The 24,549-nt window shown below is 69.1% G+C and carries 21 protein-coding genes; 14 read left to right on the top strand and 7 right to left on the bottom strand.

What is annotated here, in order from left to right:
- Nucleotides 1-170: 170 nt before the first annotated feature.
- From PQB87_RS26350 to PQB87_RS26340, 3 genes are all read left to right on the top strand, one after another.
- A complete protein-coding gene (locus PQB87_RS26350) occupies nt 171-2,759 on the top strand; it encodes a penicillin-binding protein 1A (RefSeq protein ID WP_174413019.1) in 2,589 nt (862 codons plus the stop codon).
- Nucleotides 2,760-2,838: 79 nt separating this feature from the next.
- Nucleotides 2,839-3,714, top strand: a complete 876-nt coding sequence (locus tag PQB87_RS26345; RefSeq protein WP_489242893.1) for a PilZ domain-containing protein — start codon at nt 2,839-2,841, stop codon at nt 3,712-3,714.
- A 223-nt stretch (nt 3,715-3,937) separates the two neighbouring features.
- Nucleotides 3,938-4,264: a DUF4148 domain-containing protein gene (locus PQB87_RS26340; protein ID WP_021159159.1), complete on the top strand. Its 327-nt coding sequence runs from the start codon at nt 3,938-3,940 to the stop codon at nt 4,262-4,264.
- Between the two features lie 133 nt (nt 4,265-4,397).
- On the opposite strand, the gene PQB87_RS26335 is transcribed toward PQB87_RS26340, so the two are convergent.
- From PQB87_RS26335 to PQB87_RS26325, 3 genes are read right to left on the bottom strand one after another with little or no spacing between them, the layout of a single operon-like run.
- A complete protein-coding gene (locus tag PQB87_RS26335) occupies nt 4,398-5,291 on the bottom strand; it encodes a DMT family transporter (protein WP_489242892.1) in 894 nt (297 codons plus the stop codon).
- Between the two features lie 8 nt (nt 5,292-5,299).
- Nucleotides 5,300-6,088, bottom strand: coding sequence for a DUF2182 domain-containing protein (locus PQB87_RS26330; protein WP_060061785.1), 789 nt, complete (start codon nt 6,086-6,088; stop codon nt 5,300-5,302).
- Nucleotides 6,089-6,111: 23 nt separating this feature from the next.
- A complete protein-coding gene (locus PQB87_RS26325; RefSeq protein WP_059683480.1) occupies nt 6,112-6,714 on the bottom strand; it encodes a DUF1326 domain-containing protein in 603 nt (200 codons plus the stop codon).
- A 348-nt stretch (nt 6,715-7,062) separates the two neighbouring features.
- On the opposite strand from PQB87_RS26325, the gene PQB87_RS26320 reads away from it, so the two are divergent.
- Nucleotides 7,063-7,467 (top strand): lysozyme inhibitor LprI family protein, encoded by a 405-nt coding sequence (locus PQB87_RS26320; RefSeq protein ID WP_226146007.1) that lies wholly within the window; start codon nt 7,063-7,065, stop codon nt 7,465-7,467.
- Between the two features lie 39 nt (nt 7,468-7,506).
- On the opposite strand, the gene PQB87_RS26315 is transcribed toward PQB87_RS26320, so the two are convergent.
- On the bottom strand, nt 7,507-8,154 hold the full coding sequence (locus PQB87_RS26315; protein ID WP_006483707.1) for a response regulator: 648 nt from the start codon (nt 8,152-8,154) through the stop codon (nt 7,507-7,509).
- Complete coding sequence (locus tag PQB87_RS26310) at nt 8,151-10,259, bottom strand: PAS domain S-box protein (RefSeq protein ID WP_489242891.1); 2,109 nt, start codon at nt 10,257-10,259, stop codon at nt 8,151-8,153. The genes PQB87_RS26315 and PQB87_RS26310 overlap by 4 nt, the downstream gene beginning before the upstream one ends.
- Nucleotides 10,260-10,581: 322 nt before the next feature.
- On the opposite strand from PQB87_RS26310, the gene PQB87_RS26305 reads away from it, so the two are divergent.
- The 5 genes from PQB87_RS26305 (at nt 10,582) to PQB87_RS26285 (ending at nt 16,122) form a co-directional block, all read left to right on the top strand.
- A complete protein-coding gene (locus tag PQB87_RS26305; protein ID WP_113047157.1) occupies nt 10,582-11,052 on the top strand; it encodes a universal stress protein in 471 nt (156 codons plus the stop codon).
- Between the two features lie 383 nt (nt 11,053-11,435).
- Nucleotides 11,436-11,942 (top strand): cupin domain-containing protein, encoded by a 507-nt coding sequence (locus tag PQB87_RS26300; protein WP_111943414.1) that lies wholly within the window; start codon nt 11,436-11,438, stop codon nt 11,940-11,942.
- A 185-nt stretch (nt 11,943-12,127) separates the two neighbouring features.
- Entirely contained in the window at nt 12,128-13,153 is a 1,026-nt protein-coding gene (locus PQB87_RS26295) for a DedA family protein/thiosulfate sulfurtransferase GlpE (RefSeq protein WP_021159151.1), read from the top strand.
- Nucleotides 13,154-13,594: 441 nt separating this feature from the next.
- Nucleotides 13,595-14,977, top strand: coding sequence for an amino acid permease (locus PQB87_RS26290; RefSeq protein ID WP_174413016.1), 1,383 nt, complete (start codon nt 13,595-13,597; stop codon nt 14,975-14,977).
- A gap of 209 nt (nt 14,978-15,186) precedes the next feature.
- Nucleotides 15,187-16,122: a universal stress protein gene (locus tag PQB87_RS26285; RefSeq protein ID WP_021159144.1), complete on the top strand. Its 936-nt coding sequence runs from the start codon at nt 15,187-15,189 to the stop codon at nt 16,120-16,122.
- 550 nt (nt 16,123-16,672) lie between these two features.
- On the opposite strand, the gene PQB87_RS26280 is transcribed toward PQB87_RS26285, so the two are convergent.
- Nucleotides 16,673-17,107, bottom strand: coding sequence for a hypothetical protein (locus tag PQB87_RS26280; RefSeq protein WP_489244284.1), 435 nt, complete (start codon nt 17,105-17,107; stop codon nt 16,673-16,675).
- 554 nt (nt 17,108-17,661) lie between these two features.
- Here PQB87_RS26280 and PQB87_RS26275 point away from each other — a divergent pair.
- Together PQB87_RS26275 and PQB87_RS26270 are read left to right on the top strand one after the other, a co-directional pair.
- Nucleotides 17,662-17,916 (top strand): DUF3562 domain-containing protein, encoded by a 255-nt coding sequence (locus tag PQB87_RS26275; RefSeq protein WP_059683489.1) that lies wholly within the window; start codon nt 17,662-17,664, stop codon nt 17,914-17,916.
- A 354-nt stretch (nt 17,917-18,270) separates the two neighbouring features.
- Nucleotides 18,271-20,070: a methyl-accepting chemotaxis protein gene (locus tag PQB87_RS26270; RefSeq protein ID WP_027791571.1), complete on the top strand. Its 1,800-nt coding sequence runs from the start codon at nt 18,271-18,273 to the stop codon at nt 20,068-20,070.
- 58 nt (nt 20,071-20,128) lie between these two features.
- Here the strand turns inward: PQB87_RS26270 and PQB87_RS26265 are convergent, their stop codons facing one another.
- Nucleotides 20,129-21,166, bottom strand: a complete 1,038-nt coding sequence (locus tag PQB87_RS26265; protein WP_489242890.1) for a sigma-54 interaction domain-containing protein — start codon at nt 21,164-21,166, stop codon at nt 20,129-20,131.
- A 382-nt stretch (nt 21,167-21,548) separates the two neighbouring features.
- On the opposite strand from PQB87_RS26265, the gene PQB87_RS26260 reads away from it, so the two are divergent.
- The 3 genes from PQB87_RS26260 to PQB87_RS26250 are packed head-to-tail and all read left to right on the top strand — an operon-like array spanning nt 21,549 to nt 24,537.
- The gene (locus tag PQB87_RS26260) at nt 21,549-23,540 is read left to right on the top strand and encodes a hybrid sensor histidine kinase/response regulator (protein WP_489242889.1); all 1,992 of its coding nucleotides are present in this window, start codon (nt 21,549-21,551) and stop codon (nt 23,538-23,540) included.
- 51 nt (nt 23,541-23,591) lie between these two features.
- Nucleotides 23,592-23,876, top strand: a complete 285-nt coding sequence (locus PQB87_RS26255; RefSeq protein WP_489242888.1) for a hypothetical protein — start codon at nt 23,592-23,594, stop codon at nt 23,874-23,876.
- Nucleotides 23,877-23,925: 49 nt separating this feature from the next.
- Nucleotides 23,926-24,537: a DUF4142 domain-containing protein gene (locus tag PQB87_RS26250; RefSeq protein WP_059694871.1), complete on the top strand. Its 612-nt coding sequence runs from the start codon at nt 23,926-23,928 to the stop codon at nt 24,535-24,537.
- Nucleotides 24,538-24,549: the final 12 nt, after the last annotated feature.

Raw genomic sequence — 24,549 nt, 5'->3', positions numbered from 1 at the left:
GCCGCGCCGATCGGCCGCGCGTTGCGCGGCTTCCCGTTTGTCGTACCAGGCTTGGCGCGTCGTTCCCGTCAGGGAGCGCGCGCCTTTTTTGCGTGTGAACCGGCGCCCGGCCGTCCGTGCAGGCGGGCGCGACGCCGTCGCGGTTCGACGGGCCGCGCGAGTTTGGTACGATGCACCCTTTTCAGCCGAGCTCCACCCGCGTGAATCGCCGAAACGTGTCGTCAGTGCGTGACTTCTGTGCCAGATGGGTCGCGCGCGCCCAACCCGTCGCGGCTGCCGCCGTCGCGAGGGTCAAGCCTCTCGCCGCCGTTGCGTGGCACCACCTGCGTCATCCGACGCGCCGCGGCGTGCTGCTCGCGGGCGCCGCCGTGCCGGCGCTGTTCGTGGTGTACGTGGTCGTGCTCATCCCGTTTACGCCGGGCATCGGCGACATCCGCAAGGCGCGTGTCGACCAGCCCGCGCAGGTGCTGTCCGCCGACGGCAAGCTGCTGGCCGAATTCAAGCCGTCGAACCGGGAATGGGTGCCGCTCAAGCAGATCTCGCCGCACATGGTCGACGCGCTGATCGCGACCGAGGATCACCGCTTCTACGAGCACCACGGCCTCGACTGGAAGCGCACGGCATCGGCCGCGCTCCATACGTTCTCGGGCAGCCGCCAGGGCGGCTCGACGATCACGCAGCAGCTCGCGCGCAACCTGTATCCGGACGAAATCGGCCGCGCGCCGACACTCACGCGCAAGGTGAAGGAGGCGATCACCGCGCTGAAGATCGAGGCCGTCTACAGCAAGGACCAGATCCTCGAGACCTACCTGAACACGGTGCCGTTCCTGTACAACGCGTACGGCGTCGAAATGGCCGCGCGCACCTATTTCGACAAGTCCGCCGACGAGCTGGACGTGCTCGACAGCGCGACGCTCGTCGGGATGCTGAAGGGCAACAGCTACTACAACCCGGTGCTGAACCCCGAGCGCGCGCTGCAGCGGCGCAATACGGTGCTCGGCCAGATGGTGAAGTACGGCAAGCTGTCGCCCGCGCAGTTCGCGCAATTGCAACGCCGGCCGTTGCGGATCGATTTCGAGCGTCAGAAGGAGCCGCCCGGGCCGGCGCCGCATTTCGCGCAGCAACTCCGCAAATGGCTGATCGCATGGGCCGACCGCAACGACTACAACATCTACGCGGACGGCCTGATCGTGCGCACGACGATCGACTCGCGGCTGCAGCAGATGGCGACGCAGGCGCTCACGCTGCAGGGCAACCAGTTGCAGGGCATCGCGAACAACGCGTGGAGCGGCCGCGACGGCTGCGGCACCGACAACGAGGTCTTCCGCACCTTCATGCGCGAGTCGCCCGAGTACAAGGCCGCGCAGGACGCCGGCAAGGACGACGCGGCCGCGATGAAGCTGCTCGCGGCCGACCGCGGTTTCATGCGTGCGCTGTGCAAGACCAAGACCGACGTGCAGGCCGGCCTCCTCGCGATCGACCCGCGCAACGGGCAGATCCGCGCGTGGGTCGGCAGCCGCGACTTCACCAGCGAGCCGTTCGACCACGTCGCGCAGGCGCGGCGCCAGCCGGGCTCGACGTTCAAGCCGTTCGTCTATGGCGTCGCGTTCGCGAACGGGATGAAGCCGGACGACACGTTCATCGACCAGCCGGTCGAGATCCCGTTGAAGGGCGGCGAGATCTGGCGGCCGAACGACGACGTGCCGCCGACGGGCAAGCCGATGACGCTGCGCGACGCGGTCGCGCTGTCGCGCAACCGGATCACCGCGCAGGTGATGGAGAAGGTCGGGCCGGCGTCCGTCGCCAGGCTCGCGCGCGACATGGGCGTGCGTGAAAGCCCGCTCGAACGCGTGCCGTCGCTCGCGCTCGGCACGAGCCCGGTCACGCTGAAGGAGATGGTCGCGTCGTACGCGACGGTCGCGAACGGCGGGCTGTATGTCGAGCCGCAGATGGTGACGCGCATCGAGAACCGCCAGGGCGACGTGCTCGCCGAATACGCGCCGGCGCCGCCCGAGCGCGCGCTCGACGCCGAAACCGACAAGACGCTGCTCAGCGTGATGCGCGACGTCGTGACGCGGGGCACGGGCGGCAGCATCCGCACGCGCTTCGGGATTCGCGGCGACGTCGCCGGCAAGACGGGCACGACGCAGGACAACGCGGACGGCTGGTTCATCCTGATGCAGCCCGGCCTCGTTGCCGGCGCGTGGGTCGGTTTCGACGACGGCCGCGTGACGTTGCGCAGCGATTACTGGGGGCAGGGCGCGCACAGCGCGCTGCCGATCGTCGGCGATTTCTTCCAGCGTGCGCAGCGCGCCCGGATCGTCGACACGAAGGCGAAATTCGATACCGAGCCGTCGCCGGGCTGGTTCGCGTCGCTGCGCGAGCGCGTGACGGACCTGTTCGACACATGGTTCCCGCCCAAGCCTGAGAAGGCGCCCGCGCCGGCCAGGACGCAGCGGGTGGAGCGCGCGCCCGAGGCTGACACCGGCACGGAATCGACCGCCTCGGCCGCCTCCGCGCCGGAGGCGGCATCGGGTGGCATCGTCGAGGAATGGGTACCGGCGTCGGAAGTGGCCGCGTCGGCTGCCGCGCTGTCGGCCGGCGCGTCGCAACCGCAGCCTGCTCAGCCGCCAGCGGGGGCGAGCACGCCGGGTGGGGGCAACTCGGGCCTCGGTGCTGCGCCGGCCGCCGCGCCTTCGGCTGCACCGGCCCAGCCGCCCGTGCCGGCCGTTCCCGACGCGAGCGGCGCTTCGCAGTGAGGAAGCCGTTCAGATTTCGCGCGCGGCTGCCGTAATCATGGTGTCATGACAGCTCGCGCGGTCGCTCCGCGCCTCTCCGATGAGGCTATCTTCCGACTACGTCGCGCTCACGCGCGACGATCTCGCCGCCAGTGTTCCGCTCGCCTTCGATCTCTACGATGCCGACGGCGCCGCGCTGCTGCCGGCGGGCACGACGCTGCGCGATGCCGCGCAGCATGCATTCCTGTTCGACCATTTCCGGCCGGTACGCCGGCGCGACGACACCGAAGCCGAAACCGAAACCGCGCCACGCGCGCCCGACGCGGTGCCGCACGCCACGCGAATGGGGTTGTCGGCCGGCGCCGCGATCGGCATCCGCCGCCGGGTCGGCACGACCCGCGGGCTGCAGCACTACCGGCTGATCGGCATAGCCGCATCGGGTGCGCTGTTCGTCGAGCCGCAGCCGGCGGCCGCGTTCGACTTCGCGAGTGGCGACGACATCGAGGCGGTGGCCATCGGCCGTGCCGCGGTGTCGCGTTTCGGTGCGACGGTGGAATCGGTGCAGGAGGCGGGCGGCGCGCGGTTCCTGGTCCTGTCGCCGCCGGGTTTCGTCGACCGCCTGCGCACACGCGCGGAGCCGCGCGTGCCGGTGCGGATCGCCGCCTGCTGCGCAGGCGGAGCGGAGGGCGCGGAAGGCATCGGGATGGTGCACGACATCAGCGTGAGCGGGCTGTCGATTGCCGTCGACCGGCCGATTGCCGCCATCGGCGAGCCCTTGCGCGTGCTGTTGCCGTACGCGACGGGCGGCCGGGTCGAGCTGCTGACGCTCGACGGCACGGTGCGGGCCGTCCATGCCGACCCGGCGGCGCCCGCGCTGACGCTGCATCACGCGGCGTTCGGCGAGACCGGCGCCGACGACCTGATTCGCCTCAAGGCGCTGCTGTTCGACCGGCTGATGGCGTCGTCGGGGCGCTGATGCCCGGCGGGGCGCGCCGGGTACCGTTTCGCGGCATTCGGTGCGCGAACGCCGATAATCGTCTGACGATTCAGCGAATATCGCGACGATTGTATGTTTTCCGTCAACAGTGAATTCGTGATTTAAGTATTTACCCTGATAGAGCTGCCTCCTAGACTTCTACTCATGCGCAACGACCCCGAGTCCGAAGCGCCTGACAAAACAATCCTGGAGGTAACGCATCATGAAATCGCTGATCAAGGCAGTTGCACTGGCCGCCCTGGTGGCCGCACCGGTCGTTTCGTTCGCCCAAAGCCAGCAGCCGCTGACGCGCGCGCAAGTGCGCGCCGAGCTGGTCCAGCTCGAAAAGGCCGGCTACAACCCGAACGACTGGATCAACTACCCGGAAAACATCCAGGCCGCGCAGGCAAAGATCGCCGCCGCACAGAACACCGGCGCGCAAGCCGATGCAACGGGCTACGGCTCGAACCCTGTCGGGACGTCGCAGTCGGGTCAGCGCGTGCTCGTGCCGGCCGCCACCGACCGTTCGTCGGTGTTCTTCGGCCACTAAGCCCGGCAGCGCCCGCAAGGGCGCCCGGCGCTTGCCGTCTCTTCCGAAACCCGTGCACGGTGTCCGTGTGCGGGTTTTGCATTTTGGCTGCCTGAATCGTCGGGGGCCGCGAGCGCGTTGCGCCCGATGCGCATCAGCGGCGGCTGCCCGCCTGGCGCGCGCGTGTCGCGAGCACGGCCGCGACACCGCCGAGGATCGCGGTCGATGCGAGCGCGAGCCGCCAGGTCGGCTGTTCCGACAGGAACAGCACGGCGCCGCACGCAGCGATGGGGGGAACGGAGAGTTGAACCGCCGCGGCGCGCATCGCCGTGAGGTGCCGCAGCGCGGCATACCAGAGCACGTAGCCGAGGCCCGAGGTCAGCGCGCCCGAAAGCACGGCAAGTACGACGCCGGCCGGCGTGACGTGGAAGCGGGCGGCGAGCGCGACGCTCAGCGCGAGCGCCAGCGGCGCGGCGCGCAGGAAATTGCCGGCGGTCGCCGCGACCGGATCGACGGGCCGACGGCCGCGTATCGAATAGATTCCCCATGCGATGCCCGCGGCCGTCATCAGCGCGGCGCCGCGCGGCGTCGGCGCGGCGAGCCCCGGTGACACGAGATACACCAGTCCGCCGAGCGCCGCGCCGAACCCGGCCCAGCCGGTCGCGGCAAACCGTTCGCCGGCGTGCCATCCCGCCGCAAACATCGTCAGCTGCACCGCGCCGAACAGGATCAGCGCGCCGGTGGCCGCGCTGACGGTCAGATACGCAAACGAGAAGCACGCGACGTACACGAACAGCATCGCCGCGGCGGGCCAGTCCGCAGGCTGGGCGGGCCGCCGCGCACCCGCGCGGGCGACGATCGCGAGCATCAGCGCGCCGGATACGAGACGCAGGCTGCCGAAGCTGGCCGCGTCGATCCGTCCGGCCTGCAGCGCGAGCCGGCACAGCAGCGAATTCGACGCGAACGCGAGCATCGCGATCGACGTCAGCGCGGCGACGCGCATGCCCGGCCGGACATGCAGCGCGAACGTGGAGGCAAGCGGTCGCATCGCGGGCCTCACGCGTGGCTGGCAACGATCAGCACGGCCGCACCGAACAACGCGGCGCCAAGCGGCGCGGTGAGCGCCTGCCCCCAGGCCGCATTCTTCTCGAGTGCCATCAACGCGGCGAGCGCCAGCATCCAGCCGAGACTCCCGGCGCCGACGACGAACATCAGCAGCATCAGCGCCCAGCAGCAGCCGACGCAGAAGATTCCATGGCTGACGCCGAGCGCAAACGCGTGACGCATCGGCGTGCGGCCACGCCAGCGGCTGATCACGAAACTGAACGGCGTGCGGCAACGATCGAGGCAGTGCGTCTTCAGTCCGCTGAACTGGAACGCGCCCGCGAGCGCGAAGACGGCCGCGCCGATCAGCCAGCCGCGCCACGCGAGCGCCGGCACGCGCGCGACACCTGCCAGCACCAGTTCGTGCAGGCCGTGCGCGACGAGGCCGAAACCGCTCCACGTGGCGACGTAGCCGATGCCGACGAGCGCGAGCAGGCGCGTCTGGTCGGGGCGGCTCGCGACGACGCGGGCGAACGCATCGAACAGCGACAACGTCGTCGGCAGCATCATCGCGAGGATCATCAGCGTCCAGCCGGCCGCGTCGAACGCGGCCGGCAGCCACAGCGTGCCGCCCGGCAGCGCGCGGCATAGCGCGCTGAACGGTGCGGACAATGCGCTGTCGCCGTGGTCGAGGTAGCGCCCGTACGGGCTGCGCGTCCATGCCCACAGCGTGAGCCACGCGAACGCGACGAGACTCGCGAGCACGAGCGGAAACAGGCGCCGATGCAGCGAAGCGGCCATGACCGTGGGCGTGCAATCGCGCTTCACGCGTCGAACAGGAACGTGCTCTGCAGCGCGTTGTGATTCTTCAGATCGACGTCGATGCCGATCGCCGCGTTCTTCGACCGGTAGACCGGCGCCTTGCCGACGAACACCGGTGCGCCGGGTACCGTCGAGAACACGGTGTCGGTCAGCGTCGTCTGCGCGCCGCTCGGGCCGAGATACGGCTCGAGTTCCGCGTGGTAGTCGGTGCCGATCGACAGTGTGCCGCGTGCCCCTTCGACGTTGAAGGCGATGGGGGCGCGTTCGATCGACACGACCGTGCCGATCAGTTTCGCGAGTTCGGCGATCGGGCCGCCGGCCTGGCCGGTGTAGACCTTCAGCAGCGCCTGCTCCTGCGCGTCGGATGCCGTGTCGCTGACGTAGATCGCGGCCGTCCAGTTGCCTTGCAGGATGTTGCCGGGCACGCGGCACACGGCGGCGATCGTGTTGCCGCTCACGTCGACGCCGTCGACAGTGCCCTTGTCGACATGCCATGCGACGATCGTGTCGCAGACGCCGAAATCCGGGTCCTCGCCGATCCAGCACGGGCAGAGTACGCGACAGTTGCAGACCTCGAGCAGACGGCCTTCCAGGTGATAGCTCATGATTCCCTCCAGGGAGCGACGGCGAAAGCACGTTGGGCCGGGTGGAGGAACCTGACTGACGAGTCGTCACCCCGCTCGGCGATGCGAACGCGAAATGCGCTGAGGAATGCGCGGAAGCGGAGACGGGATGGATGCGATAGCGCGGGCCTGAAGCGGCGTATCGATTTTCCAGTGTAGGTGTGCGGGGCCGATATGCAAGCCGTCGCGGGCGCTGCGATGCCGGCTGACAAGCCGGCGCGCGTGCGCTAGCATCGCGATCGGCATCGCCGCCGCACGGCGGCCGATGCTCGACAGCACGACAGGCCCGGCACCGGGTTCCACGACTTCAACGAACAACAAGGAGCATCCATGCGTGTCTTGACCGGTTTGCTGTGCGCACTGGCGCTGGCGGCGAACGTCGCCCATGCACAGGCGAATTGTGCCGACGCGACGGACCAGGCTGCGATGACGGCGTGCGCCGATCGCGCGTACAGGAAATCCGACGGGGAACTGAACCGGATCTACCAGACCGTCACCGCGCGCCTGCGCGATGCGCGGCCGCTCGCCGACAAGCTCGTGAACGCGCAGCGTGCGTGGATCGCGTACCGCGATGCCGAATGCAGCTTCTCCAGCGCGAACGCCGAGGGCGGCAGCGCGTATCCGATGGTCGTGTCGACCTGCCTCGACGATCTGACGAAAGCGCGCACCGAAACGCTGAAGGGCTATCTGTCGTGCGAGGAAGGTGATCTCGCGTGCCCGGTGCCCGCGAAATAGGCGTGGTGAGCGGCGCGCGCCATCCGCTGCCAGACGCCGCTAGACGTCGTCCGTTTCGTCGAGCAGCTTGTGCCGCATCGCGTAGCGCACCAGCGCCGCTTCGTGCGGCATCTGCATCTTTTCCAGGATCCGTGTCTTGTACGTGCTGACCGTCTTCGCGCTCACGCACAGCGCGTTGGCGATCTCGGTCAGCGTCTGGCCCGCCGCGATCCGCCGGAACACGTCGAATTCGCGATCGGACAGCCGCTGGTGCGGCAACGTCTCGGCCGGCTCGTTCAGGCTCTGCGCGAACTGCTCGGCCATCGCGAGGCTCACGTAGACGCCGCCCGACGCCACCTTCGTGACCGCGCCGACCAGCTCGGCGCTCGCGCTTTCCTTCGTCAGATACCCCGACGCGCCGGCACGGAACGCGCGCACCGCGTACTGCTGCTCCGCGTGCATGGTCAGCACGAGCACGCGCAGCGCGGGCTTCTCGTCCTTGATCTGCTTGATCAGCTCGACGCCGTTGCGGCCCGGCATCGACAGGTCGAGCACGAGCACCTGGGCGGGCGTGGCGCGAACGAGCGCGATCGTCGACGGGCCGTCGCAGGCTTCGCCGGCCACTTCGAACCCGGTGGCGTTCTGGAGGATGTGCCGCAGACCGTCGCGTACGAGCGTATGGTCGTCGGCGATGAGCACCTTGATCATGAGATGAGCGTTTCCTGTTGTACGGTGCTGAGCGGGAGGGCGACGGTGATCGAGAAACCGCGCGCGAGCGCGGTGTCGATCGTCACGGTGCCGCCCAGCATGTGGGCGCGTTCGCGAATGCCGATCAGGCCGAACGATTTGTCTTCGTGGGCCGGGCCGCCGGGTGCCGAGCCGCGGCCGTTGTCCGCGACGCGCAATACGCAGAAGCCTTCCTCCACGTCGAGCCGCAGCGCGACGCGCGTCGCATCCGCATGGCGCGCGACGTTCGTCAGCGCTTCCTGGACGATCCGGAACAACGTGGTCGCGCCCGCGCTGGTGAACGTGAGGCCGCCCGTTTCGATGTGCCGCTCGACGTCGATCCCGTAGCGGTTCGTGAAATCGTTCGCGAGCCATTCGATCGCCGGCACGAGGCCGAGATCGTCGAGCATCACGGGCCGCAGGTCGGCCGCGATGCGCCGCACCGATGCGACCGTTGCGTCGATCAGCCGCCGCATGCCCTGCAGGTGCGACAGCACGCCCTCGTCGGGCAGCGCGCGGCCGGGCACGCGCAGTTGCTGTTCGACCACCGACAGATCCATCTTCAGCGCGGTGAGCTGCTGGCCGAGGTCGTCATGCAGTTCGCGCGCGATGCGGGTCTTTTCCTCTTCGCGCACGTTCTGCAGGTTCGCCGATAGTTCGCGCAATTCCTCGCGCGACAGCTTCAGCGCATTCTCCGCGCGCTGCCGCTCGGTGATGTCGCGCAGCATCACCGTGTAGAGCTTGCCGGACGCGTCGCGGATCTGCGAGATCGATGCCTCGATCGGGAACTCCTCGCCGTTGGCGCGCAGCCCGAACAGCACCCGCTGGCGGCCCATCTGACGTTCGGACACGCCCGTCACGCCGAACTGGTCGACGTGCTTCGCGTGCGCGGCGCGGAACCGCTCGGGGATGAAACGCGACAGCGGCGCGCCGATCGCTTCCATCGCGGACACGCCGAACACCTGCTCGGCCATCGGATTGAAGATCACGACCGTCTGCTTCTCGTCGATCGTGATGATCGCTTCCATCGACGAACGGATGATGCCCATCATCCGCGCCTCGTTGAGGATGCCGCGGCTGCTCGCACCGGAATCGGCGGCACCGGTGCGGCGCAGCAGTGCATGGACGAGCATCGCGAACGCGATCGACGCGATCAGCCCGGCGGCGAGCACGGTGCCGGCCGCGCGTTGCGCGCCGGTTGCGCTCGGGCGGCCGTCCGCGGAATAGGCGAGCGCCAGCACGGTGCCGCCGAAGTTCAGCTCGTCGGTGCGCCGCATCAGGTCGGGCGATGCCGACGCCTCGTCGGTCGTCGTTTCGACGCTGACGATCGCACGCCGGTCGCCGCCGGCGGTCATCGACACGTCGATTCCGCGTTCCGCGTCGAGCGCGCGCTCGATCAGGCGACGCGGGCTCAGCGCCGCGAACAGCACCCCGTCGGCGGCGGTGTCGCGCGTGCCGGACGGCGGGGCGGCCGCATGCGGCGACGCGGCGACCGGCACGAACAGCGTGAAGGTGCGGGCGTCGCGGGACGCGTCGTCGTCGGCCGGGTGGACGCCAAGCGCGATGTCGCCGGTCTGCAGCGCGCGCGCGAGCGGCGCCGCGTCGGATGCGCCGAAGCGCACGACGGGCGAATTCGACGCCGGCGCGCTGAGCACCGCGGTCGCGAGCGTGCCGGCCGGCATCGGGTTCGTGCCGGCGAGCGCGGTGCGGGTCGCGGGCGGCAGCGGCGCATAGCCGATCTGGCGAACCGGCGAGCGGCCGCTGTCGAGGTCGAGCGTGTCCGCGTACCGTCGCCACTGCTCGGGCGTCATGTCCGGGACGAGGCTGAACGCGCCGCGCGCGCCTTCGAGCACGGCAACGCCGGACTGCAGCTCGTGGCGGAGCATGGCCGTCACGTGCGACGTGCGGCGTTCGAAACGCGTATGGACGGCGCCTTGCCACTGCTCGCGCACGAGCAGCGCGACGCCGAGCGACAGCGCCGCGCCGGCGCACAGCGCAACGACGCCGGCCGCGAGCGGCTGGCGTAACATGATCTGGAGGCGCGTGGGCCCTCGGGCGTCACGCGTCGGGGTTCCACTGGCGGTCATTCGATGGCCATTCTGTTGTCGGGGGCCGCCCCGTGGCACGGGGGCAGCGCAGCAAAACCGGGCAAAACTCGCACCGGCTGCACGCAACGTCTATTTTCAAGATGAAATTGTGCGCGATTTACACATTTTTTGTAATGGGGTCACTAGAAATTGCGGCAATCGGCGTGAAGCAGCGGTCGCGCCGGCCGCACTTGACGCGCATCAACGGGCGCGTCGGCACGTGGGGCAGACTGTTCGGCAGGCCAGCCGGCACCGGGCCGGGTGGCGATAACGGGCCGCCGTCGCGCAACGCGCGAGGCGTGTCCGGTCGGAGGGACGGACCATGTACAAGCGGATTTTCGTCGGGCTCGACGGCAGCCCGAGCGCGCGTCTCGCGCTGAACGAGGCGATCCGGATCGCGGCGGCGTCAGGCGGCGAAGTCACCTGCGCATATGTCGTCGAGCACCGGCCGCAGCTCGTCGACGTCGATGCGGGTTTCGCGGCCGAGCGCGATGGCGATGCGGCCGCGACCGACGCCGCGACGCCGGTGCTCGACGCCGCGAAAGCGGTGCTCGCCCAGGAGCATGTGCCGGGCACCGTGCGCGCGCTCGACGCCTACGGCGAGGATGTCGCCACCGTGCTGATGCGCACGGCGGCCGAAACCGATGCCGACCTGATCGTGATGGGCACGAGCGGGCGGCACGGCCTGCGCAGGCTGCTGCTCGGCAGCGTCGCCGAATCGCTGCTGCGCGCGGCCGACCGGCCCGTGCTGCTGGTGCGGCATAGCGAGCCCGGCGCGCCGTCGGCTGAGTGACGCACGTGGGCGCGGCGCTGACGCATCGGCGGCCGCGGGCGGCGGCTGTCGCGCGGATTCGCCGGATGACGGCCTGACGAAACGGAAACGCACGACGCGCCGGCCGACGCTCGGCGTGTGAACGCGGCTGCCGTTTCTGTCACGCCGGCCACCGGCCGGGCGAGGGCGGTACACCCGATGCGCCCCATGGGCGCAATCGCGTACCCATGGTTGCATCCCGATGCGCAGTTCTGGCAGCATCGGCCGGTGTCCGCTTGTTCGCCGCGCGCATGGCCGCGGCGTTCGACCCAGCGGCATCCGGCGGCATGCGGTCGCGTTCGCGACGGGCGAAGCGATCCGGTGCGCCGGGTGTCCGGTTCCTTACCTTACCGACGTCATCCGCCATGCCGATTTCCGCTACCGACCTGATTCGCCAGTTCGACCTGCAGCCGCACCCCGAAGGCGGCTATTTCCGCGAAACCTACCGTGCGACCGATTCGGTCGTGCGTCCCGCCGACGGCGCGCCGCGCGCCGCGTCGACGGCGATCTACTACCTGTTGTGCGACGGCGCTTACTCGTCGTGGCATCGAATCCGTTCCGACGAAGTCTGGCATTTCTATGCGGGCGATCCGATCGAGGTATGGGTGCTCGACGAGCGCGACGGGTTGACGATCCACCGGCTGGGCAACCCGCTCACGCATCCGGGCACCGTGTTCCAGGCGGTCGTGCGGGCCGGGAGCTGGTTCGGCGCACGCTGCGCGGCGCCGGAGCACGTCGCGCTCGTCGGCTGTACGGTGGCGCCGGGTTTCGAGTTCGCGGAATTCGAACTGGCCGACGCAGCCGTGCTGGCCGCCGCGTTTCCCGACTACGCGGAACACGTCGCGCGGCTTGCGCAGCGCCCGGACGCGTGAGCGCGACGGCGGTGCCGGCAACCTCCTGAAGCCCGCGCCGAAGGCGCGGGTTCCGCGCGATCGCGGCCAAACCCGTTTAGAATGCCCGTCATGCACTGGTCGGCTGCGGACATGCCGCGGCGGCCGCTGCCCAGCCGGTTCGACGGCCCCCGTCGCGCGGCCGCATGTCTTCCAGGAGCGCCGCCGTGTGGCACTTTCCCATCGCTATTCCATCGTCGCTCGGCCCGTGGGCCGTGTTCGCGAGCGTGTTGATCACGCAGCTCGGCGTGCCGGTGCCGGCCGTGCCGATGCTGATTCTCGGCGGCACGATGGCGGCAATGGGGCAGGCATCCTGGGTCAGCATGTTCGCGGCGGCGATCGGCGCGACGATGCTGGCCGATTCGCTGTGGTTCTTCATGGGCCGTACGCGCGGCCGGCGCCTGCTGAACGGCCTCGTGCGCTTCTCGCTGTCGCTCGACACCACGCTGCGTTTCGCGCGTAACGTATTCGAAAGATACGGCGCGCCGCTGCTCGTGCTGTCCAAGTTCTTGCCGGGCCTCGGCCTCGTGTCGGCGCCGCTGCTCGGCACGACCGCGATCGGTGTCGGCGTGTTCCTGTTCTGGGATCTGGCCGGCGCGTCGCTGTGGGCCGCGTTCTGGCTGGTCGGCGGTGCGGCCATTCACGACCAGATCGTCCAGTTCGTGCTGTGGGTGCGCGCGAGCGGTGGCACGATCCTCGACGCGTTCCTCGCGATCTTCATCACGTTCCTGCTGTACCGCTGGGTGCGTCGCGTGCAGTTCCGCCGTTATCTCGCGCAGGTGCGCATCTCGCCGCCGCAGCTCGTCGAGATGATGACGTCGGACGAGCCGCCGCTGATTTTCGACGCGCGGCCGAAGGCAATTCGCGAGCGCGAACCGTACCGGATCGCCGGCGCGGTGCCGGTCGATCTCGATTCGCCGGACCTGCTCGACCCCGAATTGCTGAAACGGCCGATCGTCGTCTATTGCGTGTGCCCGAACGAAGCCACCGCGAAGCGCCTGATCGCGAAGATGCAGCGCAAGAAGATGATCCACAACATCCGGGCGCTGAAGGGCGGCCTCGATGCGTGGGAAAAGCACGGCTACCCGGTCGAGCCGATGCCGGCCGATCTCGACGCGTCGCGTTATTTCGTGCGACCGGAACACGGGGCGCTCGAAGGCGAATATACGGTGCGCGCGACGTTGTCCAAATAAATCCACGCGCGAGATACGCGCATTCGAATTCCGCCGCCGATTTCACCCGCCACGATTTCCACGAAAATCGGCTGGCGTGAAACCACTGATCCTCCATATAATCCCGCCTGCATATTGCGTGCGCATGATCGCGCACATTCGACGCGTATTCGTTCGCGCCGAAAGCGATTGATCCCGGTGCTGTCCGTTACGCGCTCAGCCGCGTCACACGGGCCGCACGGGCGTATTCCGTGAAAGGCCCGATCCGTTTTCCGGATTGTTCCGGACGATACGGATAATCCGCGGCGATTCCCATCGGATTGACGCAGTATCCGTGTCGTTTCTTATTCGGAAAATGACAGCGGAGATTATTTCGTTTTCGGCATGCCGGGTTCGGCATGAACGGTCGCGCATTGATATCGACAATGACGGCGGCCCGTTCACGGCTGCCAGGAGACGGACTTGAAACAACCAGAAGACCAGTTGCACCGTGGGCTGGAAGAGCGGCACATCAACCTGATGGCGCTCGGCGCGACGATCGGCGTCGGCCTGTTCCTCGGCTCGGCCAGCGCGATCCGCGTCGCCGGCCCGGCCATCCTGCTGACCTACCTGCTGGGCGGCATCGCGATTTTCCTGATCATGCGCGCACTCGGCGAGATGGCGATCGCCAATCCCGTCGCCGGCGCGTTCAGCCGCTACGCGCGCGACTACCTCGGGCCGCTGGCCGGCTACCTGACCGGCTGGACCTACTGGTTCGTGTGGATCGTCACCTGCATGGCGGAAATCACCGCGGTCGGCGTCTACATGCACATGTGGTTCCCCTCCGTGCCGAACTGGATCTGGGCGCTCGCGGCGCTCATGGCGATGGGCTCGGTGAACTTCATCGCGGTCAAGCTGTACGGTGAATTCGAGTTCTGGTTCGCGCTGATCAAGATCGTCACGATCGTGCTGATGATCATCGGCGGCGGATTGATGATCGCGTTCGGCATCGGCAACGGCGGTGTCGCGATCGGCCTGTCGAACCTGTGGGCGCACGGCGGTTTCATGCCGAACGGCATCAACGGCGTGATCGCCGCGCTGCCGATCGTGATGTTCGCGTATCTGGGCGTCGAGATGCTCGGTCTCACGGCAGGCGAGGCGCGCAACCCGGAGAAGTCGCTGACGAAGGCCGTGAACTCGGTGTTCTGGCGCGTGCTGATTTTCTACATCGGCGCGCTGTTCGTGATCATGTCGCTCTATCCGTGGGACCAGATCGGCACGCAGGGCAGCCCGTTCGTGATGACGTTCTCGCGGCTCGGCATCCCGGCTGCCGCGGGCATCATCAACTTCGTCGTGCTGACCGCGGCGCTGTCGTCGTGCAACAGCGGCCTGTTCAGCACCGCGCGGATGCTCTACAACCTCGCGCAGCAGGGCCAGGCACCGGGCAAGCTCGGCAAGGTCAACCGCAACGGCGTGCCGGTGTACGGCGTGATCGTCTCGGTCGCGCTGCTGCTGATCGGCGTGCTGCTCAACTATCTCGCGCCGCAGCACGTGTTCACGTGGCTCACGTCGGTGTCGACGTTCGGCGCGATCTGGACGTGGTGCGTGATCCTGATCGCACAGATGCGCTTTCGCCGCACGCTGTCGGCCGACAAGATCGCGCGCCTGCCGATCCGCGTGCCGTTCTATCCGCTCGGTTCGTTCGTCGCCCTCGGTTTTCTCGTGCTGGTCGTCGTGCTGATGGCGTTCACGCCCGACACGCGCGTCGCGCTCGTGATCGGGCCGATGTGGATCGTGCTGCTCGGCATCGCGTATGCGCTGTTCTACGCGAACCGTCCGGCGGCATCGGTGCCGACCAAGTCGTAAGCGGCGCGGGCAGGGGCTCGCGCGACCCTTGATCGCGATCATGCACGCGCGGGCCGGACGTCCTATGCTGAACGCATCGATTGTCCGCGCTTCGCGTGACATCCCGCCGATCCCCGCGACCGCGGCGGCCGTCCGGCCGCCGCGCGCCGCTTCCGCGCGAAGCTCCCGTCGTCGTTCCGCGACGACGCGCACGCACGGAGGCCTTCGCCATGCAGCCTGCCCAGCCCATCCCGACACTTGCGCGGATCGCGCTGGCCGTCGATCCGACGCCCGAATCGCTGTCCGCCGCACGCTACGCGCGCACGCTGCTGCGTCCCGGCATGCGATTGCGCATCGTCTGCGCAATCGACAACCCCCGCCTCGTATTGCCCGACATCCCGCGCATCGACGCGCTGCTGACGTCCGCGCGCGAGGACATGATGCGCGAAGCGCAAGCCGTCAACGAGCGGATCGCCGCGCTGTTCGCCGATAGCGGGATCGAGGTCGAGCAGGCCATCGTCGATACGTCGGTGACGGGCGGCTCGGTGGCCGATGCACTGGTGAACGATACGTCGGAATGGCGCGCGGACGTGTTGATAGTCGGTGCGAATCCGCATCACGGGCTGCTGCGGCTCGTCGAAGGCGCGATGTCGGACACGCTGACGACACGCGCGCGCTGCGCGCTGCTGATCGTGCCGGCCGCCTATGCGCTGCCGTCGAATGGCGGCCTGCAGCGGCTGATGTTCGCGGTCGACGGCAGCGAGCCGTCGCTGCACGCGGTGCGCGTCGGGCTCGGCTTCGCGACGCCGACAACGTTGCTGTACGCGGCATACGTGATCGATCGCGCGGTTCGTCTGACGGATATCGTGCCGGTGCGCGCGCTCGAGGATGCCTATCGCGCGGAGGGCGAGGATGCACTCGCGAAGATCGGCCCGCTGTTCCATGCGACCGGGAACCCGACCAAGCGCAGTATCGTCGAAACCCGCCCGACCAGCGACGACGTGGCTCATGCACTGATGCGCGACGCCGTGCACTGGCGTGCCGAACTGCTGGTGGTCGGCACGCACGGCCGGCGCGGCATCGCCGCCTGGCTGATCGGCAGCGTCGCGCGTCGCGTGGCGCATCTCGCCCAGGTTCCCGTGCTGCTCGTGCGCGGTACCGAGTAAATCGCGCGGTGTCGAGATCGAAACCGGCCTGGTTTGATCTGCATCAGAAATGGCGCAAGTATCGCGTGAGACATTGACGGAACAACCGGCCACGCGGCCGGTCTGTCGTGCATGCACCGCGCAGCCGCGCGAGCGGCGAAGGCCGTGATCGACGGTGCGTTCACAGGCGTCACATCATTTTCCGGAGCCGCGACGTGCGATGCACGGCGCGTCATCCGGCCGAGAACTCTCTGGCACGAGGGTAGGCAGCCGTCGGCTGCCTTGGAGGACGGGCGGGGTGCAAGTCACCCCGTCCGCTTTCCGCATTGGTGTTGTCGTTGGCCCCGTCTGAAGTGCATTCCCCGCAGGAATCGTTGTCATTGCGACCGTGTGGAACGGCGCGTGGTGATGCGTGATGGCGCGCGGTCGCGCCGATGCGGATCGGTGAGGATCGCGGCAGGCTCACCGTTGCCGCGCCGTCGTCGTAAAGGCGCGGCGTGCGGCAGGCGCTGCCGACGTGCACGGTGAGCAGCCATTGCACGGCCCCGTGCCGTGCCGGCCGCTTGCCCGCTCAGCCGGTGCGAAGCATCGACCGCAAGTCGTGTCGCCGGCCTGCGCCGCGGCGTACCCGCGGGCGCTGGCGCGCGACGTGCAGCGGCGCGCATATGCTGCATGTACGGTTGCGCAGGCGGTTCGCATGCGGCCAGCCGGGGCGCGCCTTGCGGCGTGCCTCGACCGCGGCCGGCGCGTCGGGTGCGGCCCGTGCGCATAGTGCCGCGGCAAACCGTTGCAGCGCGAGAACCGAGCCCGCGACGCTCTGGTACTTCTCGCGGCCGATCTGCCCGTCGAGCGTGACGAGCAACCCGGCTTCGCGAGCGAGCGCAAGCAAGGTGTCGATATCGTCCAACGGACGGTTGCCGGCCGGCACGGCCTGGGCGGGCAGGGCGCGCGTGTTGTACGACGCGCGTCGTTGGCCGTCCCGGCCCGGTAAGTTGCGATGTGCCATGGTTGGTCTCCTGCGCCAGGCCCCGCATGCCGGCTCGACGGCCGGCTGAGCGATGACCTGTATGAACGTTTCGTCCATGTCACCAGTATCGTGGGGCGCCAGTACCCTGCCAAGCAGCGTGCGCTGAAGTCGCTGTCAGGGATTGCGCGGCGCGTATCGGAATCCGCTGACACGCGGGGCGCCCGATCGGCCGTCCGGGCGACGATCCGGCCCGTTCGTTCCGACGAATGGCCGGCGCGTGGCGGAGCGCGCTTGACGCATGATTTCGGCCGGTCTAAGTTCGCGAATGCATCGGCGTCGAGCAGCGTCCCATCGTTCGCCCGCCGGCCGGTGCCGCGCCCCGGGGTGGCGTGGCAGGTTTCCAGTCTCGTTCGCGGGCCGTTTGCGCCGCGAATCTTGCGCGGCCGGTTCGGGGACGGATCGGCGCGGCGGCACGCAACGTGCCGTTGATCGCGCGCAAACACGCGCCGGCGCATCGCACGCCGCGCGGCCGTTCAGTCTTTAAGCTTCCAGTACCTTCTTCTTTTCGTTCCTCGACCGTCAGGAGTCCGTCGATGTCCAAGGACAGTTTGCTCGATTCACTCAAGGAAGCCGCCAAACAGCGTGCGATCGGCGCGGATCAGTTGCGTGCGATGCTCGACGACGAAGTGCGCGTATTGTCGTCCGACGCGCGGGTGCACGATTACATCCACGTGTTCGCGATCCGGCACCTGCGCGAACGGATGCGCCGGCAGGACGAACTCGACAACGACACGCGGGCCGACGGGCCGCCCGCGGAAGCCGATCCGCGTCCGGGCCATCGCCTGTGACGGGCGCGCGCCGCGACTGGTGACAGGGCGCGGCGCGATCCGTCGCCGCGCCACGGCCGGGTTCCAGTCGACACGCATGCATCCGTCGACCGGGAACCGGCCTGTCTCAACCTCCTTTCCGACTCCTCCTGCCCACGCCCGCAGGTACCGTCGTCGCGTCCCGGCAGCGTGCGCGCACGGCGCAGGACGGTGCACCCATCCTGACGATTCGCCGACGATCCGCTGACGATCGGCAATGCGTTTTGTCAGACGTTTCACTGAATTGTCACAGCAGCCTCAAGTAAGCGGCGCGATTGCCGTTTACCCGGTGAATTCGTCCACCGGGCGTTCGCGCTCCCTTACCGAGTCGTTGCCATGTTCTCGTCCATCCGCGCCCGCATCCTAGCCGCGTGCGTCGCCATCGTCGTATTCGCGCTCGTCGCCACCACGCTCATCAACTACTTCATCGCGCGCTCGTACAACGACGACGCGATCGACCGCAACCTGACCTCCGTCGCAAGCGGACACGTGGTCGGGATCGCCGACTGGGTCGCCACCCGGAGCCGGATGATCGCGTCGCTGCAGGATGCCGCGCTGACGCCCGATCCGCTGCCGGTGTTCAAGCAGATGGCCACGGCCGGCGGCTTCACGAACGTCTACGCGGGCTACGCCGACAAGGCGTTCCACTTCTCCGACCCGACCGGCATCCCGCCCGACTACGATCCGACCGGCCGCCCGTGGTACAAGCAGGCCGCGCAGGCCGGCAAGCCGGTCGTCACGCCGCCTTACGTCGATGCCGGCACGGGCAACCTCGTCGTCACGTTCGCGGTGCCGATCCTGCGCGACGGCACGCTGAAGGGCGTCGTCGCCGCCGACGTCGCGATGGACACCGTGATCGCGAACGTGAAGTCGATCCACCCGACGCCCGCGAGCTTCGGGATGTTGATCGACAGCAGCGGCCACGTGGTCGCGCACCCGGACCCGAAGCTCACGCTGAAGCCGGTCGCCGACGTGTCGCCCGAACTCGGCGCGACGAACGGCGCGACGATCGCGGCCGCGACGGCGCCGGTCGAGGTGAGCGTCGGCGGCGACGCGAAGCTGGTGCGCGCGCGCCCCGTGCCGGGCACCGACTGGTACGCGCTGGTGCTGCTCGACAAGTACGAGGCGACGGCCGGGATGCGCTCGCTGCTGACCGCTTCGCTGATCACGCTGCTCGTGATCGTCGGCGTCGCGTCGCTGATCATCGGCGCGATCACCGCGACCGCGTTCCGCCGCCTGTCGCAAGTGCGCCAGGCCATGGCCGCGATCGGCTCGGGCGCCGGTGACCTGACGCAGCGCCTGCCGGCCGACGGCCGTGACGAAGTGGCCGACATCGCACGCTCGTTCAACAGCTTCGTCGACAAGCTGAACGACGTGATGCGCGAGATCCGCGATGCGAGCGAATCGGTGCGCACGGCCGCGAACGAGATCGCGGCGGGCAACCAGGACCTGTCGTCGCGCACGGAATCGGCGGCGGCGAGCCTCGAGGAAACGGCCGCATCGATGGAAGAGATCACCGCGACCGTCGGCCAGTCGGCGGCGGCCGCCGGCCAGGCCGACGAACGCGCGGCAGCCGCGTCGCGGATCGCGTCGCACGGCGGTGTGGTGGTGTCGGACGTCGTCGCGACGATGGAGAAGATCGAGGAAGCGTCGGGCCGGATCGGCGACATCATCGGCGTGATCGACGGGATCGCGTTCCAGACCAACATCCTCGCGCTGAACGCGGCCGTCGAAGCGGCGCGCGCGGGCGAGCAGGGCCGCGGCTTCGCGGTGGTCGCCCAGGAAGTGCGCAGCCTCGCGCAGCGCAGCGCGCAGGCCGCGCGCGAAGTGAAGGTACTGGTCGAATCGACGGTCGCGAGCGTGTCGGCCGGGTCCGGGCAGGTGCGTCAGGCCGGCGATACGATGCGCGAGATCGTCTCCAACGTGTCGAACGTGACGACGATCATCTCCGAGATCACGCACGCGGCGAACGAGCAGACGCGCGGCATCCAGGAAGTGAATCGCGCCGTGACGCAGCTGGACGAAATGGTGCAGCAGAACGCGGCGCTCGTCGAACAGTCGACCGCCGCCGCGACCGCACTGCAGTCGCAGGCGAACGCGCTCGCGACCACGGTCGGGCGGTTCAAGGTCGCGTAATCATGTTGCGCCACGCGCAACCGCGGCATGCGGTGCGCGAGCGACACGGCCGCGCCGCTCAGGAGCGGCCGTTGTCGCGCATCAGCGCGAGCCGGTTGTAGAGCGTTTTCAGGCTGATGCCGAGCGCTTTCGCGGCGCGCGGCTTGTTGCCGTCGAAGTGGCGCAGCGTCGCCGCGATGAAGCGCTGCTGCGCATGGTGCAGCGTCGCGCCGAGCGGCAGCGCCATCGTGTCCTCCGACAGACGCTCGGGCGGCACCGCCGGCTTCGGCAGCGTGACGTCGATGCCTTCGTCCGACAGGATGTACGCGCGCGCGCTCGTGTTGTGCAGCTCGCGGACGTTGCCGGGCCACGAATACGCGCGCAGTGCCGCGATCGCCGCGTCGGTCAGCCGCTTGTGCGCGCGGTGCCGCGCGTTGAGCGCGTCGACGAACTCCAGCGCGATCGTCTCGATGTCGCTGTCGCGCTGGCGCAGCGGCGGCACGTACAACGCGAACGCGGCGAGGCGATAGAACAGGTCCTCGCGCAGCCGGCCGTCGCGCACGGCTTCGGCCGGGTTGTGGCGCGTGGCCGACACGATGCGCACGTCGAGCGGAATCGGTTCGGTGCCGCCCACCCGGACGATCGCATTCGATTCGAGCGCCCGCAGCAGCTTCACCTGCAGCGACACGGGCATTTCCGCGATCTCGTCGAGCAGCAGCGTGCCGCCGCGCGCGGCTTCGAAGAAACCTTCCCGCTGCACGATCGCGCCGGTAAAGCTGCCCTTTTCGTGCCCGAACAATTGCGATTCCGCGATATCGGGCGGAATCGCGCCGCAGTTCACGGGCACGAACGGGCCGTCCCGCCGGGCACTGAGATCGTGCAGCCGGCGCGCGACGATATCCTTGCCGACCCCGCTTTCGCCGGCAATCATCACGCTGGCGCGGGTCGGCGCAATTTTCTCGATGCGGCCGAGCAGCGTGCGCATCGCGGACGAGCGGCCCGACAAACGGCGGCCGTCTGCACGCTGCTTCGAACGGTTTGCGGTATCTCCCATCGGCATTAGCGGGTCGTTTTGAAAATCGGCATCACCCGTTCCGTTGATTGCAATATTTATCATCGACAGCGAAACGACCACGAAGGTGCCTCGGAATAGAAATTTCCAATGTGTGCGGCGGGGGCGGAAGAAACAGGCCATCGATTCACGGCACGAATCGCGGCCCTTCCGGGATCGAGGGGCACATCGGTGCTTTTTTACAGCGCTCCGATGAAAAAGACGGTCGCGACGCCTTGCGTCGATGCGTACCCCGATACCGGCCGGCGCCCGACCGGCCGCGGCCTGCGGAGCAGCCAGGCAGGCTGGCGCCGGCCGGCCGCCTGAAGCAACGCATCGGGCATGTCGCTTGCTGATGCCATCAGGCTCGCCCGGCACGCTCGACGGCAGGTCGGTCGACAAGCGGCATGACGCCGTGCGACGGGAACCGGCGCGAGGCAAGGATGCAATGAGAACCCTGACCCGTGAGCTGTTACGGCAGGGTGCATGGGTTGTGCTGGCCGTCGGGCTGGCGTCCGCGCTGCAGGCGTGGACGGTTCGCGTCGTCGGCGAGCACGCGCCATTTGCGCCGCTGCCTTTCTATGCAGGCGTTGCGGCCGTCGCATGGCTGGCGTCGTTCGGCGGCGGCCTGGTCGCGGCCGCCGCGAGTGTGGCCGTGATCTGCGCGCTCTGGTGGCGCAATGCGCCGCTGGCCACGCTGCTCGAACAGGCCGGCGCGTTCGTCGCGATCAGCTTCGTCGAGTGCGTGCTCGTGATGGCCGTGAAACCGCTGCTCGCGAGCGATCGTCTCCGCGAAATCCATGACGATGGCGACGCCGGTGCCCGCGAGCCGCATGGCGAGCCTTCGCCGGCCGCGCGCGTGCCCGTACCCGACGACGTCCTGCTGCGCCGGGTGGTCGACGCGTCGCCCGACGCGATCGTCGGCGTCGATACCGCACACCGGATCACGAGCTGGAACCCGGCCGCGCGACGGATCTTCGGCATCGATGCGGCGCAGGCCACCGGGCTCGACGTCGCCGAGCTGATCGCGCCGCGCTGGTTGAGGCGGCATCCGCTGTCCGGATCGTTCGCGACGCTACGTGCGCCGGTCGGTCCGCTCGACGTGCTGTGCGTGCGACGCGACGGCGGCCGCTTTCGTGCGACTTTCGCCGCGTCGCCGATCGTCGATGCGCGGGGCGACTGCACGGGGCTGTCGATGACGCTGCGCGACGCGCACGAACGGCGCCGCGGCGAGCGGCGCAACATGCGCTCGCTGCGCGGCGCGCGCGACGCACGCGCACAGGCGGACGCGTCGAACCGGCTGAAGGACGAACTGCTCGCCACGGTGTCGCACGAACTGCGCACGCCGCTGAACGTGATCTACGGCTGGGTCGAGGTCCTGCGCAACGTCGACGGCGAAGGGCTCGCGCAACAGGCGGTCGACGCGATCGACCGCAGCGCGCGATCGCTGTCGCACATGGTGGCCGACCTGCTCGACGCGTCGTCGCTCGCGACGGGCCGGTTGCGCCTCGAGCGCGTGCCGGTCGATCTCGTGCGGATCGTGCGCGATGCCATGCGCGAACTCGACGCGACGGCGCAGGCGAACGGGCTCGACCTGTCGACGAAATACGAAATGGCGACCTGCGTGATTCCGGCGGATCGCGAGCGCGTGCGCCAGATCCTGTCGAACCTGCTGTCGAACGCGATCAAGTTCACGCCGTCCGGCGGCCGCGTCGTCGTGTCGCTGACCCGGGCGGGCGAGCGCGTGCGGCTGTCGGTCGCCGACACGGGCCAGGGTATTGCGCCGGAATACCTGCCGCATCTGTTCGAGACGTTCAGCCGGCCCGAACGCGCGTTCGCATCGCCGAGGCGCGGCCTCGGGCTCGGCCTGTCGATCGTGCGCAACATCGCGCAACTGCACGGCGGCGAGGTCGTCGCGACGAGCGCGGGCACCGGACGCGGGACGACCGTCACGGTCACGCTGCCGACCCGGTGGGATGTCGACGATCGTGCCGAGGACCTGCTGCACGCGGCGGGCACGCCGGATACGGTGGCGCTCGACGGACGGCGCGTGCTCGTCGTCGACGACGACGCGACCTCGCGCGCGAGCCTCGCCGCGGCACTCGAAACGATGGGCGCGCAGGTGTCGACCGCGCAATCGGGGCACGACGCACTCGAAGCGGTGGAACAGGATGCGCCGAACGTCGTGCTGTCGGATCTCGCGATGGCGGACGGCGACGGTTTCTGGCTGCTCGACCGCATCCGTCATTTGCCGGGTGGCAGCGGACATCTGCCCGTCGTCGCGGTCACGGCGCACGCCGGCAACGCCGACCGGCACCGCGTGATGGCCGCCGGCTTCGACGCGTATCTGTGCAAGCCGGTGGACATGCCGACGCTGGCGAGCGTGATCGCCGATGTCGCGCCGGATGCCGGGCACGATCGGAACCCGCATGACCGGTAGCGGCAGGTAGCCGGGGCATCCGGCGATATCGACGTGCAGGTTCGCCATCGTGTGGCCGAGCTGACGGGCAGCGTATCCGACGAACGGCAGCGCGCGATCGCGGTCTGCGTCGTGCGCGACGTCGACGGCGTGAGCGGCGTGAGCGGCGTGCTCGACAGGCGGCAGATCCGCCGGAAGCAACGTGACGCACCGGCAAAGCACCGGGCCGGTCGCGCGCCGCGTGCGCGCGGCCCGGAGTGTCGCCGGGCAGGAGGGATCGACATGGACACCATCATTGCCGGCCGTTTTTCGACGCCCGGGCAGGCGCAACACTGCGCGGAGCGGCGCCCGGCGTGACGGGAACCCGCGCGACCGGCGCGTTACGTCGAGACACACGGAGGTCGCGATGAAAGCGAACCGAACCCGCCGGCCGGCGGCGACCGTGCTGGCCGCGACCGTCGGCCTGCTGGCCGCCGCGTTTCCGCCGGCCCAGGCGTCGCCCGCTTCGTCGGCGCAGGTCGGGCCCGGTGTGATCCGCCCCGGCACGACGGCCGACGAGGCCGGCATGACGCAGCGGCCGACCGGTATCGATGCCGAGTTCGTCGACAAGGCCGGCATGATCGGCAAGGTGGAGCGGCAGGCCAGCCAGCTCGCGCTCGACCGCTCGTCGAACCCGGACGTGAAGGCGTTCGCGCGCCGGATGGTCGACGATCATCGACGGATCGCCGGCGAATTGCAGCAACTCGGGGCGGCCAAGGGCCTGCCGGTGCAGTCGCGGATGCTCGTCGATCCGGCCGTCACGGCATTGAGAACCAGGGAAGGGCGCGCGTTCGACACGGCCTATGTCGCGCTGGCGGGCCCGCGCGCGCATGAAGCGGCGATCCGTCTCTACGAAGCAGAGGCTCGGAACGGCCGCGATCCGCAGCTTCGCGCGTTCGCGGCCAACACGCTGCCGATGCTCAACGCGCATCTGGCAGCCGCCCGGCAACTCGAGCGGACGGTGGCGGCCGCGCATTGACCGGCGTGACCG

The sequence above is a fragment of the Burkholderia sp. KL41 genome (assembly GCF_057005415.2).
The sequence above is the reverse complement of the archived record's forward strand: the minus strand, read 5'-3'. Positions and strand labels throughout refer to the sequence as shown.

Bases quoted from the DNA above. Each gene is read 5' to 3' on its own strand.
- PQB87_RS26350 (WP_174413019.1), top strand. From the start codon at position 171: ATGCACCCTTTTCAGCCGAGCTCCACCCGCGTGAATCGCCGAAACGTG.
- PQB87_RS26345 (WP_489242893.1), top strand. From the start codon at position 2,839: ATGAGGCTATCTTCCGACTACGTCGCGCTCACGCGCGACGATCTCGCC.
- PQB87_RS26340 (WP_021159159.1), top strand. From the start codon at position 3,938: ATGAAATCGCTGATCAAGGCAGTTGCACTGGCCGCCCTGGTGGCCGCA.
- PQB87_RS26335 (WP_489242892.1), bottom strand. From the start codon at position 5,291: ATGCGACCGCTTGCCTCCACGTTCGCGCTGCATGTCCGGCCGGGCATG.
- PQB87_RS26330 (WP_060061785.1), bottom strand. From the start codon at position 6,088: ATGGCCGCTTCGCTGCATCGGCGCCTGTTTCCGCTCGTGCTCGCGAGT.
- PQB87_RS26325 (WP_059683480.1), bottom strand. From the start codon at position 6,714: ATGAGCTATCACCTGGAAGGCCGTCTGCTCGAGGTCTGCAACTGTCGC.
- PQB87_RS26320 (WP_226146007.1), top strand. From the start codon at position 7,063: ATGCGTGTCTTGACCGGTTTGCTGTGCGCACTGGCGCTGGCGGCGAAC.
- PQB87_RS26315 (WP_006483707.1), bottom strand. From the start codon at position 8,154: ATGATCAAGGTGCTCATCGCCGACGACCATACGCTCGTACGCGACGGT.
- PQB87_RS26310 (WP_489242891.1), bottom strand. From the start codon at position 10,259: ATGACCGCCAGTGGAACCCCGACGCGTGACGCCCGAGGGCCCACGCGC.
- PQB87_RS26305 (WP_113047157.1), top strand. From the start codon at position 10,582: ATGTACAAGCGGATTTTCGTCGGGCTCGACGGCAGCCCGAGCGCGCGT.
- PQB87_RS26300 (WP_111943414.1), top strand. From the start codon at position 11,436: ATGCCGATTTCCGCTACCGACCTGATTCGCCAGTTCGACCTGCAGCCG.
- PQB87_RS26285 (WP_021159144.1), top strand. From the start codon at position 15,187: ATGCAGCCTGCCCAGCCCATCCCGACACTTGCGCGGATCGCGCTGGCC.
- PQB87_RS26280 (WP_489244284.1), bottom strand. From the start codon at position 17,107: ATGGCACATCGCAACTTACCGGGCCGGGACGGCCAACGACGCGCGTCG.
- PQB87_RS26275 (WP_059683489.1), top strand. From the start codon at position 17,662: ATGTCCAAGGACAGTTTGCTCGATTCACTCAAGGAAGCCGCCAAACAG.
- PQB87_RS26270 (WP_027791571.1), top strand. From the start codon at position 18,271: ATGTTCTCGTCCATCCGCGCCCGCATCCTAGCCGCGTGCGTCGCCATC.
- PQB87_RS26265 (WP_489242890.1), bottom strand. From the start codon at position 21,166: ATGATAAATATTGCAATCAACGGAACGGGTGATGCCGATTTTCAAAAC.
- PQB87_RS26260 (WP_489242889.1), top strand. From the start codon at position 21,549: ATGAGAACCCTGACCCGTGAGCTGTTACGGCAGGGTGCATGGGTTGTG.
- PQB87_RS26250 (WP_059694871.1), top strand. From the start codon at position 23,926: ATGAAAGCGAACCGAACCCGCCGGCCGGCGGCGACCGTGCTGGCCGCG.